This window comes from Streptomyces sp. WZ-12 (assembly GCF_028898845.1).
GTDB lineage: Bacteria > Actinomycetota > Actinomycetes > Streptomycetales > Streptomycetaceae > Streptomyces.
On sequence record NZ_CP118574.1, the window covers coordinates 8,574,690 to 8,592,620 of the forward strand.

14 protein-coding genes are annotated in these 17,931 nt (G+C 72.9%); 6 read left to right on the plus strand and 8 right to left on the minus strand.

Going from position 1 to position 17,931, the window contains the following annotated elements:
* The first annotated feature begins 127 nt into the window (after positions 1–127).
* Genes PV796_RS37595 through PV796_RS37605 form a run of 3 tightly spaced genes read left to right on the plus strand, consistent with a single transcriptional unit; the run spans position 128 to position 2,090 of the window.
* Complete coding sequence (locus tag PV796_RS37595; protein ID WP_274918235.1) at positions 128–712, plus strand: RNA polymerase sigma factor; 585 nt, start codon at positions 128–130, stop codon at positions 710–712.
* Positions 709–1,524 (plus strand): Ada metal-binding domain-containing protein, encoded by an 816-nt coding sequence (locus PV796_RS37600; protein ID WP_274918236.1) that lies wholly within the window; start codon positions 709–711, stop codon positions 1,522–1,524. Before PV796_RS37595 ends, PV796_RS37600 begins: the two co-directional genes overlap by 4 nt.
* Positions 1,525–1,547: 23 nt before the next feature.
* The gene (locus PV796_RS37605) at positions 1,548–2,090 is read left to right on the plus strand and encodes a methylated-DNA--[protein]-cysteine S-methyltransferase (protein WP_274918237.1); all 543 of its coding nucleotides are present in this window, start codon (positions 1,548–1,550) and stop codon (positions 2,088–2,090) included.
* A gap of 12 nt (positions 2,091–2,102) precedes the next feature.
* Here PV796_RS37605 and PV796_RS37610 read toward each other — a convergent pair whose 3' ends face one another.
* Genes PV796_RS37610 through PV796_RS37625 form a run of 4 tightly spaced genes read right to left on the minus strand, consistent with a single transcriptional unit; the run spans position 2,103 to position 8,307 of the window.
* The gene (locus PV796_RS37610; RefSeq protein ID WP_274918238.1) at positions 2,103–3,548 is read right to left on the minus strand and encodes a class-II fumarase/aspartase family protein; all 1,446 of its coding nucleotides are present in this window, start codon (positions 3,546–3,548) and stop codon (positions 2,103–2,105) included.
* Entirely contained in the window at positions 3,545–5,533 is a 1,989-nt protein-coding gene (locus tag PV796_RS37615; protein ID WP_274918240.1) for an FAD/NAD(P)-binding protein, read from the minus strand. Before PV796_RS37615 ends, PV796_RS37610 begins: the two co-directional genes overlap by 4 nt.
* A gap of 40 nt (positions 5,534–5,573) precedes the next feature.
* Positions 5,574–6,575: a methyltransferase gene (locus tag PV796_RS37620; RefSeq protein WP_274918241.1), complete on the minus strand. Its 1,002-nt coding sequence runs from the start codon at positions 6,573–6,575 to the stop codon at positions 5,574–5,576.
* 49 nt (positions 6,576–6,624) lie between these two features.
* Complete coding sequence (locus PV796_RS37625) at positions 6,625–8,307, minus strand: class I adenylate-forming enzyme family protein (protein ID WP_274918242.1); 1,683 nt, start codon at positions 8,305–8,307, stop codon at positions 6,625–6,627.
* 198 nt (positions 8,308–8,505) lie between these two features.
* Between PV796_RS37625 and PV796_RS37630 the strand changes: the two genes are divergently transcribed.
* The 3 genes from PV796_RS37630 to PV796_RS37640 all read left to right on the plus strand — a co-directional run bounded on the left by PV796_RS37630 (position 8,506) and on the right by PV796_RS37640 (position 12,331).
* Positions 8,506–10,161, plus strand: coding sequence for an FAD-dependent monooxygenase (locus tag PV796_RS37630; protein ID WP_274918243.1), 1,656 nt, complete (start codon positions 8,506–8,508; stop codon positions 10,159–10,161).
* Positions 10,162–10,329: 168 nt separating this feature from the next.
* Positions 10,330–11,220 (plus strand): AfsR/SARP family transcriptional regulator, encoded by an 891-nt coding sequence (locus PV796_RS37635; RefSeq protein ID WP_274918244.1) that lies wholly within the window; start codon positions 10,330–10,332, stop codon positions 11,218–11,220.
* A 304-nt stretch (positions 11,221–11,524) separates the two neighbouring features.
* Positions 11,525–12,331, plus strand: coding sequence for an SDR family NAD(P)-dependent oxidoreductase (locus PV796_RS37640; protein WP_274918245.1), 807 nt, complete (start codon positions 11,525–11,527; stop codon positions 12,329–12,331).
* Positions 12,332–12,442: 111 nt separating this feature from the next.
* Here PV796_RS37640 and PV796_RS37645 read toward each other — a convergent pair whose 3' ends face one another.
* The 4 genes from PV796_RS37645 to PV796_RS37660 form a co-directional block, all read right to left on the minus strand.
* Entirely contained in the window at positions 12,443–13,102 is a 660-nt protein-coding gene (locus PV796_RS37645) for a cupin domain-containing protein (RefSeq protein ID WP_274918246.1), read from the minus strand.
* Positions 13,103–13,180: 78 nt separating this feature from the next.
* On the minus strand, positions 13,181–14,407 hold the full coding sequence (locus tag PV796_RS37650; protein ID WP_274918247.1) for an MFS transporter: 1,227 nt from the start codon (positions 14,405–14,407) through the stop codon (positions 13,181–13,183).
* The gene (locus PV796_RS37655; protein WP_274918248.1) at positions 14,404–16,092 is read right to left on the minus strand and encodes an FAD-binding oxidoreductase; all 1,689 of its coding nucleotides are present in this window, start codon (positions 16,090–16,092) and stop codon (positions 14,404–14,406) included. Before PV796_RS37655 ends, PV796_RS37650 begins: the two co-directional genes overlap by 4 nt.
* A 124-nt stretch (positions 16,093–16,216) precedes the next feature.
* Positions 16,217–17,836, minus strand: coding sequence for an FAD-binding oxidoreductase (locus tag PV796_RS37660; RefSeq protein WP_274918249.1), 1,620 nt, complete (start codon positions 17,834–17,836; stop codon positions 16,217–16,219).
* Between the last annotated feature and the right edge of the window lie 95 nt (positions 17,837–17,931).

A 17,931-nucleotide genomic window follows, 5' to 3' on the forward strand; every position in this document is an offset into this window, starting at 1 on the left:
GGGCGGCTCACCGCAACCTCCCGGGGCACCCGGATCACCACCTCCAGGACGACCTCCGGGCGGCGGTGGCCGCTCCCCGAGCTTCCCTTTCCGCAACCCTTCTCCACAGGACGGTGTTTGACTAGCGATGGACGAGGTGGCCGAGCAACTAACCGACCTGCTGGCGACGGATCTGGACGACGGCTTCACGGAGCTGGTGCGGACCCACGCCAGGGGTGTGCACGCGTTCCTGCTGCGCGTCTCCGGATCGCCCGCGGAAGCGGACGACTTGGGGCAGGACACCTTCCTGCGTGCCTACACGGCGTTGCAGACCTACTCGCCCGAGCGGCGAAGGACCCTGCGTCCGCGCGCCTGGCTGATGACCATCGCGGCGAACGTCTGGCGCAACCACGTACGCACCAGCACCCGCCGGCCGGCGTCGGTCATGCAGATCGACGACGCCGAGGACATCCTGTCGACCGCGGAGCCGGGACCGGCCGAGCGGGCGCTGAACGCGGACGACCGCGGCCGGTTGATCGCGGCGCTGTCCGAGCTGCCGGAGCACTACCGCGTCCCCGTGGTGTTGCGACACGTGGTGGGCATGAGTTACGTGGAGGTCGCCCACGTACAGGGCTGTCCCGTCGGGACGGCCAAGGCGCAGGTCTCGCGCGGCATGTGGGGCTTACGGCGCCTGCTGGCGCCGGACGACGAGTTGAGGGAGGTGACGACATGAACGGGGACGATCAGCGGGCCCACCCCGGGCCGGACGGCGGTCCGGGCGGCGGGTTGGGCATGCCACCGGTGCCGGCGGACTTCGCGCTGCGGGTCCTGCAGCGCGCGGGCGTCCCGCGCGAGCGCTACGACACGTACGCGCGCCTGGACACCGCGGCGGGCGGACTCTACGTGGCCGCCACGACGGAGGCCATCACCGGGGCCGCGCTGGCGGCCGGCGGGCTGACTCCGGAGCGGTTCGAGGAACTGCACCGGCGGCGCACCGGCCGATCGGCAATCCCCACGACCAAGCGGTTTCCCGGCCTGATGACGGCCCTGCGCACGGGGCGGGCGCGGAACCTGCCGCTGGACCCGGGCCCGGCGGACGGGGCGGAGGCGGCCGTCCTGCGGGCCGTGCGGGCCATCCCGGCCGGCCAGTTGCGCCCGCTGTCCTGGATCGCCCGGGAGACCGGACTGCCGACCGCTGGGCAAGTCGAGCCGCTGGTTGGCCTGTTGGCCCGCAATCCGCTCGTGGTGCTGGTGCCGTGCCACCGGGTGACGCACGAGAACGGGGTGCCGTGCGACGCGGCGTACCTGCCGGCGATCGGCGACGCGCTGCGCTCGGCGGAGGGCGTCGACATGACCGAGGTGCACCGGTGGTCGCACAGCGGCACCGTCTTCCTCGGCAGCGCGACCACCCGCATCTACTGCCACCCCACCTGCGCCCACGCGCGGCGGATCACCGCGCCGCACCGGGTCCCGTTCGCCGACGCGCGCGAGGCCCACCGGGCCGGGTACCGGGCCTGCAAGAGCTGCCGGCCGCTGCCGGCCTGAGCACGACCGTCGAGGAGAACCCCATGCCGAGCCCCCGTGCCGCCAACCAGACCGGTGTTGCGCTGACCGTCCGCGACACCGCGCTCGGCGAGCTGCGGCTCGCCGCCACCGACCGCGCGCTCGTCTACTGCGGGTTCCAGAGCGCCGCCGAGGTCGCGCGGAAGCTGGCGCGCGCAGGACTGTGCGAGGCGCCCGCCGACACCTGGACACCGCGGCAGACCGCCCTGCTCGACACGGCCGAAGACCAACTCGCGGCCTATCTGGCAGGCCGGCGGCGGGACTTCGCGCTCCCGCTCGACCTGACGCTCGCCACACCCTTCTGCGCCGAGACCGTGCGGGCGCTGGACGCCCTCGTGCCCTACGGCCGCACGGCGACCTATGGCCAACTGGCCCGCGCGCTCGACCGACCGGGGGCGGCCAGGGCAGTGGGCACCGCCCTGGGCGCCAACCCGCTCTGCGTCGTCCTGCCCTGCCACCGCGTCGTGCCCTCGACCGGCCGCACCGGCGGCTACGCCGGCGGCGAGACGCTCAAGCGCCACCTCCTCGACCTGGAGCGGGGCGCCTGACACGGACGCCGGTCACCGGGGTCCCAGGGTGTCCGAGGCCCGGCGCGGCGGGGCATGGCGCAGCGCGCGGTCGACGAGGGCGCCGGCGGCCCCGGTGTAGTCGGCCGGATCGAGCAGGGCGGCCAACTCCCGGTCGCCGAGGTGGGCGGTCACCTCCGGCAGCGCGTCGAGCACGGTACGCAGGTCCACCCCGTCCCGCTCGGCAGCGGCGGAGGCGTCGGCGAGCAGTCGGGCCGCGCGGGACCGGCCGAGCCGGGGTGCCAGCGCCGCCGCCACCCGCTCGGACACCAGTCGACTGCCCGTCAGTTTGAGGTTGGCGCGCATCCGCTCGGGCTGTACCAGCAGCCCCTCGGCGAGTTCGACGGCGGTGTGCGCGGCGCCCCCGGTCAACCTCAGGCACGCGCGCAGCAGGTTCCACTCCGCGTGCCAGGGCCCGGCGGACCGTTCGTCCTCGGTGACCAGGCACTGGGTCAACGCGCCGGCGAGAGCCGGGACTTGGATGGCAGCGCTGCGGATCAGCGTGGCCAGGACGGGGTTGCGCTTGTGGGGCATGGCGGAGGAGCCGCCGCGGCCGGCGACCGGCGCCTCGGTGACCTCCCCGACCTCGGTGCGGGTCAGCGCCTGTACGTCCACCGCGATCTTGCCGAGTCCACCGGCGGTGAACGCCAGGGCCGCCGCGAGGTCGGCGAGCGGGGTGCGCAGGGCGTGCCACGGCAGTACCGGTCGGGCGAGCCCCGTCTCGGCGGCGAAGGCGTCCACGAGCCGGTCGGCGTAGTCGCCGGGCGCGGCGGGGGAGCCGTCGAGGGCCGCGTACTCCAGATAGCCGGCCAGCGTGCCCGCGGCCCCGCCGAGGGACACCGGCAGGGAGTCCGCCACGGTGTCCAGCCGTTCGCCGGCCTGCAACGTCAACTCCCGCCACCCGGCCGCCTTGAGGCCGAACGTGGTGGGCACCGCGTGCAGGGCGAGGGTGCGGCCGGCCATCGGGGTGTCCCGGTGCCTGGCGGCCAGTGCGCCGAGCGCTTCGCCGGCACGGTCGAGGTCGGACCGGGTGAGGCGCAGCGCCCGTCGGGCCACCAGCATGGCGCCGGTGTCGAGAATGTCCTGACTGGTGGAGCCCCGGTGCACGTACTCCGCGGCCGTCGAAGACGCCTGCGCGACGGCCTCGGCCAGCGCCCGCACCAACCCGACAACGGGGTTGGCGGTCTCACGGGAGGCCAGGGCGAGGGCGCGGGCGTCGAACCGGTCCGCGACCGCCGCGCCCGTGATGACCTCGGCCGCGGTGCGGGGCAGCGTGCCCAACTCGGCCTGGACGCGGGCCAGGGCGGCCTCCGCGTCGAGCATGGCCTGGAGCCACGCCTCGTCGGACACGGCCCGCTCCACGGGAGTGCCCGCGCGGACCGGCGACAGGAGTCCGGTGTCCCGTCCCGCGCCCGCATCGGTGTGCGAGGGCATGGTCATAGTGTTGCCTCCTTGAGTCCGGCGCCGGTCAGGTCCTCTCCCGGATTGCCGCCGTCCCCGGCGGGGGTGAGTTCCAACACGGCGCGTGCGAGGGCGTCGGAGTCGCCCAGCGTCACCGAATTGACGCCGGGGCGGATGCCCGCCGCGGTGGCCCAGTGCACGGCCTCCGTGGGCACCCCGTAGGCGAACCGGCGCGGATGCGCCCGTCCGTCGGCGGCCACCACCCGGTAGGGCCGCTCCGTGACGGCCATCCCACCGGTCTGGTAACTCGTGCCGTGCGCACCGGCGATCCGGTACGCGGTGGCCTGACCGGTCGCCAACAGGTGGGCCAGCAAAGGGTCGTCGGTGCGCCGCACGTCGGATTCGGGCAACCGGGCCTCGACGAGGACGGTGGCGCGGACCGGGTCCCCGCCGACCCGGTCGGAGGTGGCCTCGAAGACCGGGGCCCCGGGGCCCTCGGTGGCCACGCGGACCTGCATGCCCGGGCCGATCGGCCGGACCGTGCCGGCCTCCACCAGCGCGATGAGCTCCTCGATGCGCGAGACGGGCGGGCCGATCGACAGGAAGGCGTTGAGCGGCGTGTACCAGCCCTGAAGGTCGTCCCGGTAGGAGTTGCCCTCCAGCCGGCCGTGGTCCACCACCAGTCGGATCTCGTTGCGCAGGTCCCGCAGGACGTCCAGGGCGGCCTTCAGCGGTCCGTTGACGTTCCCCGCGCGGGCCTCGCGCACGTCCCGGGCCAGGTACGCGAGCAGCCAGTCGCGGAACGCCGAACGGTCGGTGAACACCCGCCGCCCGTACGGCAGCGAGAGCCGGCCCCAGTCCCAGCGGTCGGCGGCGGGAATGCCGTACGCGTCGAGCAGCCCGGCCTCCTCGCCCGGCCGCGCCGCCGCATAGCGGTCGACGCAGCGGGCGCGCTCCGCCGCCCGGCCGCGGGCGGCCAGCAGCGTCCCGTAGTAGACGCTCTCCACCTCCTTGGCGATCAGCGGCCACACGTCGGTGCCGAACTGCACGTGCTCGCCGCGATCGGCCCGGGCGGTGAGGCGGGCGATCCGCTCCGGGGTGAGCAGGCGGGGTCGATGGCGGCCGTGCGCCCCCTTCTCGTTCTCGCCCCGCGCGTGATACGGCACACCGCGCCGCGAACCGGCGTAGAGCGTGGGTTCGCGCCCCGACGGCAGGTACCGCAGCCGGCCGCCCGTGTCGCGCTCGAAGCGCCCGCCGCGCCCGACCGTCAACAGGGCCATCCCGTCGAAGAAGTTGAGGCCCAGGCCCCGCAGCAGCACCGGCCGGCCGGGCTCGGCCGCGGACAGGTCCACGTCCGCGGGATTGGCCGGGGGGATGTACGTCAGGCCGCAGGCCCGCGCCTCTTCCACGGCCCGTGCCTCGTGCGGCGAGGGCCGTGCCGGGAGATGTCCCTGAGCGAGGACCACCGCGTCGAGCCCCGCCAGCCGGGTGCCATCGGCCAGGGCCAGGACCTGTGTTCCGGCGGGCCCGTCGTCGAGGGCGGTGGCCGGCTGCCGATGCACCCGAACCGTGACGTGGCCGGGGGCGTGCTCGACGACACGGGCGAAGCAGTCCGTCAGATAGCGGCCGTACAGCGCGCGACTGGCGTAGGAGTCGGGGCCGGTGCGCCGCGCCTCGTCGAGGAACGCCCGCTCCTCGGCCGTGCGGGCGGTGCGGCGGTCCGCGGCGCGGGCGAGCCGCGCCGCCCACGCGTACAGGCTCGGCCCCTCCTCGACCGGCCCGTCCATCACCACGCTCTCGTCGGTGTAGACGGTGACCTGGCACGCCACGGTGTTCATGAGCAGATGCCGGGACTGCGACGTGCGCCACACCTTGCCGGGCCCGGGCCGGTAGGGGTCCACCACGTGGACCGTCACCGACGAACTCGACGGGGATTTCCGCTCGTTGGCGCAGATCCGCTCCAGGACTGACAGACCGCGCGGGCCGCCACCGACGATGGCGACCGTGAGGTGACCGCTGCTCATCTCGCTACTCCGATGCGTGTGGAAGGAGCCGGGGCGGGCCTCACCCGGCCGCCGCCGCGACCAGCAGACTGGTTTCGAGGGCCAGGGCGTGGACCGACGTCAGCTCCAGGCCGGCGGCCGCGAACAGGGCGCGGTAGCCGGCGAGATCGCGCTCGCGGCCGCCGGCGGCCATCAGCAGGTGCAGGTCGTACAGGAGCGGCAGCAGGGCCTCACCACCGTCGGGCACGACCCGTTCGAGGACCAGCAGTCGGCCCTCGGGGGCCAGGGCACCGCGGATGTGACGCAGCAGCGTCAGACAGCGGTCGTCGTCCCAGTCCTGGAGGACGCGCGAGAGCAGGTAGACGTCACCGCCGGCCGGCACGCCCGCGAAGGCGTCGCCGGCGCGCACCTCGTGGCGACCGGCGCCCAGCGCCGCGTCGAGGTGCGCCCTCGCCACCGGCACCATGCCGGGCCGCTCCACGAGGATGCCGCGCAGGTGCGGGTGGGCCCGCAGCACCGTGCCGAGGAGCAGCCCGCTGCCGCCGGCGACGTCGACGACCAGGTCGCGGCGGGAGAAGTCGAAGGCGCCCAGGACCTCGGGGAAGAAGACGTTGCCCGCGTTCATGGCCCGCTGGAACTTCGCCGCTGCTTCCGGGGCCTCCAAGTGGGTGTGCAGGCTCGTCCCGAAGGCGTGTTGGAAGCCGGAGGTGCCGGTGCGGACGGCGGGCACCACCGCGCCCCACGCGCGGTGGAACTCCTCGCCGTACAGGCGGACCAACTCGCCCATGGCGTGCGGCGCGTCGGCACGCAGCAGCTCACCGGTCGGGGTGAGCCGGTAGCCGCCCGCCCGCTCCTCGAAGACGTCCATGGCGGTGAGCAGCCGCATCAGCCGGCGGATGCCGTCGGTGGGGGAACGCGTCGCCGCGGCCAGCGCTTCGTCGGTGGTGCGGCCGTCCTCGATGTGGTCGGCGAGGCCGAGGGCGACCGCCGCGTACAGGGCCTGGGCCTGCCAGGTGCCGGTCATGATGTCGACGATGCGGCGCGCGGCCTTCTGGTCGGGCATGCTGGGCCTTTCGTGTCGGTGGGTGCGCCGAACGTCGGCGCTGTGGCGGTCAGGCCCCGGAGTGGGCGACGGTGTCGGTGGCCGGTCGGCTGAGCACGTCGCGGTGGCGTTCGCGCAGCACCCGCTTGAGGACCTTGCCGGTCACGCCCACCGGCAGGTCCTCGCGGGACGGGGCGAGGATCAGGGCGTCGAGCCGGGGCTGACTGGCCGCGTCGAGGGCCGCGTTGCAGTCGGCGAGCAGCCCGGCGGCGTCGCGGGCGGTACCGGCGGGGGAGTGCACGACCGCGGCGGGGCAGGACCTTCCGGGCTGCCGGGGGTCGGCCACCGCCACCACGGCGGCGTCCAGGGCACCGGTGGCCGTCAGGACGACCTCCTCAAGGGGCAGGCTGTACACGGCGCCGGCCGCGGTCTCGATCACGTCGGGCGTGCGGTCCAGGTGGTACCAGTGGCCCGCGCCGTCCCGGCGCACCACGTCGCCGGTGAGGAAGTAGCCGTTGCGGAGGGACCTCTCCGTCAACCCGGGGTCGTCCCAGTAGCCGGCGGTGATGCTCGATCCCCGCACACCCAACAACCCGGCCTGCCCGGTGGGGAGTTCGTGCCCGGACTCGTCGAGGACGGCCGCCCGGCGCACGGCACGCACGGGACGGCCGATGTAGCGCCCGTAGTGCGTGGAGTGGGCGGTGTGGGCGGCCTTGAAGAGCACCATGCCCATCTCGGAGGAGCCGAGGCCGTCGACGTAGACGGACCCGGTGCCGGGGGTGCCCAGGGCGACCAACGGGCGGATGTGGCGCTCGTGGGAGGCGTCGCCCATGCCGTTCCACGTGTGGATGCCGCGGGCGGCCTCCGGGCGGAGCGCGGCCGGATCGAGCTCGGCGAGGGTCAGCGGGAACCCCAACACGACCGTGGGGCGGAAGCAGTTGACCGCGCGGGCGACCCGGTCTCCGTCGGCGCCGTCCAGGACGAGCGTGGGAACGCCCAACAGCACGGCCAGGGAAAGGTAGCTGATGCCGGCCGAGTGGCTGTGCGGCAGCGCGGTCAGCAGCCGGTCGGAGGCCAGCGAGGGGAAGGTCCACAGCCGCTCGCGCTTGCCGGCGAAGAACGAACGGTGGTGGAAGACCGGGGCCTTGGGGCGGCCGGTGGTGCCCGACGAGTGGGAGACCATCACCAGGTCGTCGGGGGCGTGCCGGTGGGGGAAGCCCGCCAGGGGCGCGGGCGGCCACCCGGCCTCCGCGTCCAGGGTGTGCACGTCCCGCGTGCGCGGGGCCGTGGTGCCGGACTCCGCCCAAGCGGCGCCGAGGTCCTTGAGCAGGTCGCCGTCGCCCACCACGAGCGCGGCACCGGTGCGGAGGAAGTACTCGGCGGCGGTACCCGGTGCCATCCGCGGGTTGCAGTGCACCGCCGCCGCGCCCAGGCTCGTGACCGCGATGTGGTGCAGCAGGCCGAACAGCCCGTGGCGGGTGCAGAGTCCGACGTGGGACGAGGCCGTCACGCCCTGCTCGCGGTACCAGTGCGCGTACCGCAGCACGGACCGCCGCATGTCGTCGAGGGAGAATCCCGGTATTTCCCGGTGTTGCCAGTCGGGTTGAGCGACATCCGGGTGGAACAGGAACGGCCGGTCCCGGTCGTGCGCGGTGCGCCAGGCGTGCCAGAAGAAGTTGCCCGCCCCCAGATTCCGGTCGGCGTGGAGACGCAGGCGCTGCGGAATCGACCGATGCGTGCCAAGGAGAAACATGAATACCTCACACTCCGGGGGACTCTGGGCGGCGGGCGGGTTCCGCACGAGTCTGCGGGTGCCGTCTAAAGGTCCTCTGGAAGCAGAAGTACGAGGCAATTCCCGGGGGTTCGCGGGAACCTGCATTAATCCTTCAGCAGGCGTCACGAGGATTGCGCGCGCCGGTTCTCCCGAACTCAATTGCCGGAGGCGCGTGCCATGGACCGCTCCGTTCGCACACCGGTCGCCATCGTGGGCGGCGGTCCGGTCGGACTGCTGCTCGCGCTCCTGCTCGACCACCACGGAGTCGACTCGGTGGTCTTCGACACCGCGGACTCGGTTCCGACCGAGCCGCGCGGCAGCACCCACGGCGCCCGGACGATGGAGCACTACCGCAGACTCGGACTCGCCGACCGGATCAGGGAGTTGGGGCTGCCCGGCGGCCACAGCGCCGGCATCTCCTTCTTCACCCGCTACCGCGGCCACCTGCTGGCCCACCTGCCCTGGCCCGGCCCCGACGCGGCCCGCGCCCAGGTCGCGGCCGCCGCCCGCACCGACCAGGTGCCCGAGCCCATGCACCGGGCGAACCAGATGTACGTCGAGCGCCTGCTCCTCGACCACGCCCGCACCCGGCCCCGCATCACCCTGCGCTACGGAAGCCGGATCACGGCGGTCCGCGAACGGCCCGGTCACGTCGCGCTCACCGAGGAGGGACGGTCCGGCGGGCACACCTGGCGGGCCGCCCACGCGGTCGGGTGCGACGGCGGACACAGCCTGGTGCGCCGCTCGTTGGGCATCTCCTACGAGGGCGCGGGCTCACTCGACCAGGACGTCCTCGGCCGCCGGGCGACCGCGGCACACCTGCGCGTTCCCGGCCTGTACGAGCGGTTCCTGCGCGGGAACGCGGCCTGGAGCAACTGGGTGTTCAACGACGAACTCGCGCTGAACCTCATCGCCCTCGACGGCACCGACGCGTTCTTCCTGCTGACCAGCTCGGTCGACCCGGACGACCCCTCCGACGACGCCCTCGTGGACCTGGTCCGCCGGGCCGCCGGAGTGCCCCTGGACGTGCGGGTGCTCAGCCGCCGCGCCTGGACACCGGGCGCGGCCCTGGTCGCCACGCGGTTCGGAGCCGGTCGGATCTGGCTCGCGGGCGACGCCGCCCATCTGTTCACCCCCAACGGCGGATTCGGGATGAACACCGGCGTCGACGACGCCGCCAACCTGGCCTGGAAACTGGCCGCCTCGGTACAGGGCTGGGCGGGCCCGGGCCTGTTGCCGTCCTACGAGGCCGAACGGCGACCGGTCGCCCTGCGCAACACCGCCGCCGCCCGCGATCTCAACATCGCCCTGGGAGCGATCGAGCGGCCGACCGCCCTGGAGGACGACTCCGCCGAGGGGGAGGCGGCCCGAACGGAGACGGCCGCACGGCTCGCCGCCTACGGGCAGCTCACGCTGGACACGCTCGGCGTCCAACTCGGCGCGCGCTACGACGGCTCACCCGTCGTCGTCGGGGACCAGCGCCCGCCTCGGGACAGCTTCACCTCTTACGCGCCCTCAGGGGTGCCCGGCGGACGCGCCCCGCACCTGTGGCTCGACGACCGCCACGGACCGGGCAGTTCACTCTTCGACCGCCTCGGGCCGGGTTTCACCCTGCTGGACCTGTGCGCGGAGCCCCTCGACGCCTCCGGGTTCGAGGCCGCGGCGGCGAAAAGCGGAATTCCGTTTTCGGTGCTCCGGGTTTCCGAACCCGCGGCGCGCGAGTTGTACGGGCGCGACCTCGTCCTCGTGCGGCCGGACCAGCACATCGCCTGGCGCGGGAACCGGCCGCCCGCGGACATCGTCGATCTCCTGCGACGGGTCACCGGTCATTAACGTCCGGTTAACACCGAAAAGGAACGAGCAATTCAGCAATCCCTCTCCGGAGTTCACGGGAAAAGGATCGACGCGGAGTTGCCAAAGTGGCGAACCGATCATTCGTTGTCCGCCGGTGCGTGGTTACGGTTGAGCCGATACCGCCGGGCTCGAATCCGTGGAGAGGTAATGCGTTTCTCGATACTTGGGCCCCTGTCCGTCACCGGAAACGGCCGCGACAGAACGCCCAGCGCACCCAAGCACCGCCAGATGCTCGTCCTGATGTTGATGAACGCCAACCGGGTCGTGTCCATGGCCCAGTTCGTCGAGGAACTGTGGGACTACAACCCGCCTCCCCGCGCCGTCGCGGCGGTGCACACCTACGTCATGCAGGTGCGCCGCAGCCTGCAATCCGGCCGCACCTCGCCGGCCGACCCCGAGCGGATCGTCACCCGCGACCAGGGCTACCTGTTTCGGGTCCACGACGACGAACTCGACCTGCACACCTACGAACACCGCCTCCGCGCCGGCCACACCGCCCTGGACGCCGGTGCCCTGGACGCCGGCGCCCGACACATCCGGGCCGCCCACGGCATGTGGCACGGACCGGTCTTCGTCGACGCCCCCGCTGGACCGCTGCTGCGCGCCGCCCTCGCGGCCCTGGAGGGCGACCGCCTGGAATCCGTCGTCCGCCGCGTCGACGCCGAACTGCAACTGGGCCGCCACCACCAACTCCTCGCCGAACTGCACGCCCTCGTCCACCAGGACCCCACCCACGAGCAGCTCGCGGGCCACCTGATGCTCGCCCTGTACCGGTCGGGTCGGCGGGCGGACGCGCTCACCGTCTTCCACCGCCTGCGCCGGGCACTGCGCGAGGAGTTGGGCACCTCCCCGCGGCCCGACACCCACCACCTCGTCACCGACATCCTGGCCGGCCACGCCAGGCTGGAACCGCCCTTCCTGCCCCAGGCGCGACTCTCCCTCGACGCCGCCGCCCACACCCCGGCGACCCCGGGCCGCCGTTCCCGCGCGAGGTCCGCGGACTGGCCGCAGGACCGGCCGCTGCTGCTCGGCGCCTGACCCGACCCCGCCTGCCCCCGACAGGCCGCGGACGAAGAGCCCGCGGGCGCGCCCCGACCGCCCGCACCCACCCCTCCACCACCTCGCCGACGCCAAACCCACGCCACCCGACGGACGTTGACGCCGGCACCCGCGCTGCAACCCGTTCGCGCCGGATGGTGTTCAACCCCGCGAGAGCGCCGAACGGGACTCTCACCGGCCTCCGGGCCGACACCACCGCACGCCACGTCATCGGATCACCCGGCACGACGCGAGGCGTCAGGACACCGGCATCCGAGACACGGAACCCAAGACAAGGACACCCATGGATCTGCAGCTATCCGGCCGCGTCGCCGTGGTCACCGGAGCCTCCAAGGGCATCGGCCTGGCCATCACCCGCTCCCTGCTCCAAGAGGGCGCCAAGGTCGTGGCGGTCTCCCGCAAGAGCAGCCCCGAGCTGGACCAACTCGCGAGCGCGAACCTGCTCCACGTGCCGGCCGACCTGATGGCTCCGGAGGCGCCGGAGGCGGTCATCGCCCGTGCGGTGGACCACTTCGGCGGCGTCGACATCCTCGTGAACAACGCGGGCGGCCCGCCGCCCGGAGTCAGCATGCCGCGCACCGGCTTCTTCGCCGGCAACGACGAGGAGTGGCAGTCGATCTTCGAGCTCAACCTCTTCTCGGCCGTCCGCGCGATCCGCGCGGCGATCCCGAAGATGCTTGAGCGCAACGGTGGCTCCATCATCAACATCTCCACCGGCATGGCCCGTCAGCCCGCGCCCGCCAACATCGAGTACGGCGCGGCCAAGGCGGGGCTGTCCAACCTCACCCAGGCCCTGTCGGAGGAGTTCGGCCCGCAGGGCATCCGCGTCAACACCGTCTCCCCGGGCGCGGTCCGCACCGCGTGGTGGACCGAGGAGGGCGGCGCGGCCGACGTCATCGCCGGCATGGCGGGCGCCGACCGCGACAGCGTCATGGACAGCATCGCCCCGCAGATGATGGGCCAGGTCACCGGCCGGCTCATCGACCCGCAGGAGGTCGCCGACGCGGTCCTGCTCCTGGCCTCGCCGCGCTCGGCGAGCACCACGGGCTCCGACTACGCCGTCGACGCCGGTTTCCACAAGAGCGTCTGACCGGACACGACCGCCGGCCGGGCACCCCGGCACGCCGGGACCCCGGTGGCCCACAGGCCACCGGGGTCCTGTCACATGCGCCCCCGAGCCGTGCCGCGCGGCGGCCCGGCCTCACGCTCGGTCGTCCGCGCCACCCCGCGCCGCGCCGAGCCGCGCGGCCACCACCGCGGGCAGCTCCTCCAGTTCGGCCGTCTCCGACGGACCGCGCTTGAGGTACTCGGGATTGCACGCCTGGTAGCCCAACAGCCTGGCGAGCGGCGCCAGCGCGCCGTTCATCAGGCGTTGCAACGGCCAGGGGCGGTCCGTGAAGCGCAGCACGTCGGCGAACTCCCGCATGGTCACGGCATGCTGGAGCAGCCCCGGGCGTCCCTCGGCGTCCGTCTTGCCGTCCTGCGCCAACCCGAAGAGCTGACGCAGTATCAACTGCTCGAAACGATCGGCCCGGTTGACGAGCTGTACCACCGCGAACGAGACCTCCTCGTCGGTGTTGCCGAACCACCGGTGCACCGTGCCCGCCGGCACCGTCACCGTCTGCCCCACCTCGCGGAGCACCACCTCGCGACCGCCCAGGTGCACGCGCAGACTGCCGCGCACCAACGTGAAGATCTCCTGGCTGTACGGGTGGACGTGATAGCCGGCCGCGAACCCGCCGGGCTCGACATAGAGATCCATCACCGCCCGGCCGCCACCGGTGTGCGCGGCGGGCGTCCTGATGACGATCTTCTCCCGGCAACGGGGGTTGTAGTAGACCTCGCCCGGACGAACGGACATCTCTCCTCCAAAAGGAAAACGCCCGGCCGGCCCTCCGACCGGGCACGTCGGCCCAGCCTCACCCAGGCCGACCGGGTGTCACACCACCGGCTCTCGCTGCGGCGTCCGGCTCCCGCGACGCCCCGCGACCGCGGCCACCAACACCGCCGCACCGGCCAGCACGGCCCCCGTGCCCAAGCTCGCGCTGAGCCCGTAGCCATCGACCAGCACCCCGCCGAGCAACGACCCCGCGGCCAGGGACACCTGCACGGTCGTGACGAAGGCCGCCATCCCACCCTCCGGCGCCTCCGGCACCGCTCGCATCAGCGCCGTCTGCAGGCTCAACGGCACCGCCCCGAACGCCGCACCCCAGACCAGGACCAGGACGACCACCGCCGCCCCCGACCCCCGCACTGCCGGCAGCAGCCCCGCGACGACCGCGATCCCGGCCGCCGCCCCGACCACCGTGCCCCGCACCGAACGGGCCAGGGCCAGCCCGGCCAGGAAGTTGCCCGCAACCCCGGCCACGCCGTACCCCAGCAGCACCGCCGCCACCGCGCCGGCACCCAGGCGCGCCCGGCCCTCCAGGTACGGAGCGATATAGGTGTACGCCGCGAAATGGCCGAGGAAGGCGAGCGACGTCACCAACAGGCCCACCCGGGCGGCCGGGCTGCCGACCGCCGAGACCAGGGCCCGCCGGCCGGTCACCGCCGTCGCCGGCAGCGCCGGCAGGAAGCGGAGTTGGACGGCGAGCGCGACGAGCGCCAGCGCACCGGCCGCCCAGAACGCGGTCCGCCACCCCGCACTGCCGCCGACCAGCGCCGCCAGCGGCAGGCTGGCCACCGTCCCCACCGCGATGCCGGCGGTCACGAGGGAGGACGCCCGATGGACGGCCTCCGGCGGAACCAACCGCGGCGCCACGGCCGCCCCCAGGGCCCAGAACCCGCCCAACGCCGCCCCGAGCAGCACCCGCCCGGCCAACACCGCCAGCAGGTCGCCGCCGGTCGCACAGACCAGGTCGGCCAGGCCCGTCACAGCGGCCAGCGCCCACAGCAGGGGACGACGGTCCAGCCGCCCGGCCGCCACGGTGAGCAGCGGCGCGGCGACGGCCGCCGCGAGCCCGGGCACGACCACCAACAGGCCGGTCGTCCCCGTCGAGACGCCCAGGTCCGCGGCGATGCCGGGCAGGGCACCGACCGGCAGCAACTCGGAGAGCACCAGGGCGAAGGAACCCAACGCCACCGAGACGACGGCCGGCAGGCCGCCACGGCGCCGGACGGCGCCTGGCACCGCAGCGGCCGGCCGATGACTCGTCGTCCCGGTCACGACTTCGGCAGTTGCACCGACTGTCGGTGCCGGAAGACGTCGTGCGGGTCGTACTTCGCCTTGACCCGCTGCAGCCTCGGGTAACCGTCCTTGTAATAGAGCGTGTACCAGGGCACGTTGGACTTGTTGTACGCCGGGTCGCTCAGGTCGATGTCGGGGTAGTTGACGTAGCAGCCGTCGGTGACCTCGTTGGGCACCGGCACGCCACCGGTCTCGGCGTAGACGCCGTGGAAGAACTCCCGGATCCACTTCAGACACGTGGCCTCGTCCGCCCGGTCCGTCCACCAGATCATCCAGGCGGCCTTGTACGCGGCCTTCCGGTGCGGGGCGGCGGTGGCGTCCGGGGCGACCGCGTTGACCTTCCCGCCGAACGAGCTGAGCATCACCGACGCGGTGGAGTTGCCCGCGTCGTCGCGGGTCAACTGCTGGTAGAACCGGTCGATGTGCGGGTCCGGCATGGCCGTGCGGTAGTACGCGGACTTGAAGTCGCCGTTCAGGCTCGGGTCGTTCAGCGTCGGGTTGGTGGTCCCCAGATAGCGCGCGGCCTGCAACCACGGCATCTTCCGCGGCTTGACGAACTCCGGCATGGCCGGCAGCTCTCCCATGTGGACGCTCAGCGGCTGGTGTTCGATGCCCAGCCCGGCCGTCACCGCGGCCAGGAAGTCGTTCAGCACCTTCGCCGCGCCGGGGGCGGCCGCATCGGCCTGGGTGACCAGACCGATGTACCCGTTCGACTTGTGGTTCAGCGAGAGCATGCTGACCAGGTTGTCGTTCGGGGTACCGGACCCCAGGTGCTTGGCGTGCCAGTCGCCGAAGTTCTTCACCAGGCGCCGGAAGCGCTCCTTCGTCATCTGCTGCCACGGCCAGGAGATGGCGCTGAGCAACACCTCGGCCGGCGGCTGGGGGAGCAGCGCGGCCGGGTCCGTGCCCCTGGCACCGGGCGAGCGGAACCAGAAGCGCGTGATCACCCCGAAGTTGCCGCCGCCGCCACCGGTGTGCGCCCACCACAGGTCGTGGTGCGGGTCCTTGGGGTCCCGCGTCGCGACCTTGGCCCGGGCCACGCCGTCCGCGTCGACGGTGACCACCTCGACGCCGTGAAGGTGGTCGACGACCAGGCCCAGCGGGCGGCACAGCAACCCCCAACCACCGCCGCTGACGTGCCCGCCGGCGCCGACCTGGAAGCACATGCCGGCAGGCACGACCACGCCCCAGGTGCGGTACATGCGCTCGTAGACGTTGAGGAGCTCGGCCCCGGCCTCCACCGCGATGGCGTTCATCTCGGGGTCGTAGTAGACCCGGTTCATCTTCGTCATGTCGAGGATGACCCGGACCTCGGGGTTGAAGACGAAGTCCTCCCAACAGTGGCCGCCGCCGCGGACGGTCAACCGCTTGCCGGCCGACACCGCCTGCTGCACGACCCGGGTCACCTGGGCCGTCGTCTCCGCCAGGCACACCTTCTCGGGCGAGGCCACCCAGCGCTGGTTCCACCCCCGGACCACGTCCGGATACCTCTTGTCGGACGGCGTGATGACGGTGACCGGCTCAGCGGCCGACTCGCCCGCGCCGTCGGCCGCGACCGCCGTCCCGGACAGGCCCGTTCCCCCTAACAGCGCGGCACTCCCGGCCACGGCGCCCGCGGCGAGGACGTCCCGCCGCCGCATCGCGCCCTCATCGTTCCCCCTCATGCCAACTCCTCGCTGTTTCACCGTAGTTATGGTCGATTGACGCGATCACGCTGGGGAGCGCACCGGGGTGCCGGCACCCCGGGAACTGCGCTCGAAGCCGAGCCGGCCCCCGCCGGCGTGCGGGTCAGCAGGCGTGCGGCCGCACCGACTGGCGGTGCCGGAAGACGTTGCGCGGGTCGTACGCCGTCTTCACCCGCCGCAACCTTGAGTAGTTCTCCTTGTAGTACAGCTCGTGCCAGGGCACGTTGGACTTGTTGTACGCCAGGTCGTTCAGGTCGGTGTCCGGGTAGTTGACGTAGCAGCCGTCGGTGACGTCGTTCGGCACCGGCACACCGCCGGTCTCGACATACGTCTCCGCGTAGCTCTCCCGCGCCCAGGCGATGTACTTCGCGTCGTCGGCGGAGTCGTTCCACAGCACGGACCAGAGCATCTTGAACGCCGCGTCCCGGTGGACGAGGGCGGTCTCCCGTTCGCCGACCGCGTGCGTCCGGCCACCGTAGGGCGTCAACTGGATATTGATCTTCGGGTTGTCGATGTCGGTGCGCGTGAGGTGCTTGTACAGCGTCTCCGCGTGTGCCCGCGGGAAGTTCGCCTTCATGTAGGCCGACTTGTACTTCGCCCGCAGCGTGGGGTCGTTGAGCTGCGGGTTGGTGGTGCCCATGAAGCGGGTGCACTGCAACCAGGGCATCCGCTGCGGCTTGGCCAGATGCGGCATCGGGCCCACCAACTCGCCCATCGGCTCGGTCAGCGCGCCCGGCCCCGTGCTGACCCCGGCGCTCATGTACGCGAGGTACTCGTCGAGCAGCTTCTCGGCGTGCGGGACACCCGCGTCGACCTGGGTGACCAGCCCGATCTGGCCGTTGGACTGGTGGTTGAGCAACATGAAACTCGTCACGAAGCGGTTGGGGCTGTCCGGTGCCATGTTCGCGACGTGCCAGGACGCGTAGTTCTGCACCAACCGGACGAACTCGTCCCGGGTCAGGTCGCGCCACGACCACGACACCGCGCTGAACAGCACCTCGGCCGGCGGCCTGGGCAGCAGCCGGCACGGGTCGGTGCCGGTCGCACCCGGCGAGCGGAAGAAGTAGCGCGTCACGACCCCGAAGTTGCCCCCGCCACCGCCGGTGTGGGCCCACCACAGGTCCCGGTGCGGGTCGTCCGGCTCCCGGGTGGCGACCACCGTCCGGACCGAGCCGTCGGCGGTCACATGGACCACCTCCACCGCATACAGGTGGTCGACGACGAGGCCGTCGCGGCGCACCAACATGCCCCAACCGCCGCCGCTGACGTGCCCACCGACCCCGACCGAATAGCAGATCCCGCCCGGGATGGTCACACCCCAGGTGCCGTACAGCTTCTCGTAGACGTCCAGCAGCCCGGCACCGGCCTCCACCGCGATCGCATTGAGCCCCCGGTGGTAGTACACGGCCTTCATCCTCGACAGGTCGAGCACCACCTGGGTGCCCGCATTGAAGACGAAGTCCTCCAGGCAGTGGCCGCCGCTGCGCACGGTCAGCCGCTTGTCACGCCGCACGGCCTCGGCGACGACCGCCGGAACCTGACTCGGCGCGTCGACCACCCGCACCGACTCCGGATGGGCGACGAACCGCGCGTTCAACGCCCGTACCAGGTCCGGGTATTGCCGGTCGTCAGGAGTAACCGTCATCGAGCCGGCCGCCCTGACGCCGTCCGATCCGTGGTTTTCGCAGCGGCCGACGGCTTCGTCGGCAGGGTGATGCACCATGGTCATACCTTCGTGACGAGGACCCTGAGGTCGTGGATGGGAGAGAAGCCCGGCAGTCGCCGGAAGCCGCCCGACCGGCCGGCTTCCGGACCTGC

Bases quoted from the DNA above. Each gene is read 5' to 3' on its own strand.
- PV796_RS37595 (WP_274918235.1), top strand. From the start codon at position 128: ATGGACGAGGTGGCCGAGCAACTAACCGACCTGCTGGCGACGGATCTG.
- PV796_RS37600 (WP_274918236.1), top strand. From the start codon at position 709: ATGAACGGGGACGATCAGCGGGCCCACCCCGGGCCGGACGGCGGTCCG.
- PV796_RS37605 (WP_274918237.1), top strand. From the start codon at position 1,548: ATGCCGAGCCCCCGTGCCGCCAACCAGACCGGTGTTGCGCTGACCGTC.
- PV796_RS37610 (WP_274918238.1), bottom strand. From the start codon at position 3,548: ATGACCATGCCCTCGCACACCGATGCGGGCGCGGGACGGGACACCGGA.
- PV796_RS37615 (WP_274918240.1), bottom strand. From the start codon at position 5,533: ATGAGCAGCGGTCACCTCACGGTCGCCATCGTCGGTGGCGGCCCGCGC.
- PV796_RS37620 (WP_274918241.1), bottom strand. From the start codon at position 6,575: ATGCCCGACCAGAAGGCCGCGCGCCGCATCGTCGACATCATGACCGGC.
- PV796_RS37625 (WP_274918242.1), bottom strand. From the start codon at position 8,307: ATGTTTCTCCTTGGCACGCATCGGTCGATTCCGCAGCGCCTGCGTCTC.
- PV796_RS37630 (WP_274918243.1), top strand. From the start codon at position 8,506: ATGGACCGCTCCGTTCGCACACCGGTCGCCATCGTGGGCGGCGGTCCG.
- PV796_RS37635 (WP_274918244.1), top strand. From the start codon at position 10,330: ATGCGTTTCTCGATACTTGGGCCCCTGTCCGTCACCGGAAACGGCCGC.
- PV796_RS37640 (WP_274918245.1), top strand. From the start codon at position 11,525: ATGGATCTGCAGCTATCCGGCCGCGTCGCCGTGGTCACCGGAGCCTCC.
- PV796_RS37645 (WP_274918246.1), bottom strand. From the start codon at position 13,102: ATGTCCGTTCGTCCGGGCGAGGTCTACTACAACCCCCGTTGCCGGGAG.
- PV796_RS37655 (WP_274918248.1), bottom strand. From the start codon at position 16,092: ATGAGGGGGAACGATGAGGGCGCGATGCGGCGGCGGGACGTCCTCGCC.
- PV796_RS37660 (WP_274918249.1), bottom strand. From the start codon at position 17,836: ATGGTGCATCACCCTGCCGACGAAGCCGTCGGCCGCTGCGAAAACCAC.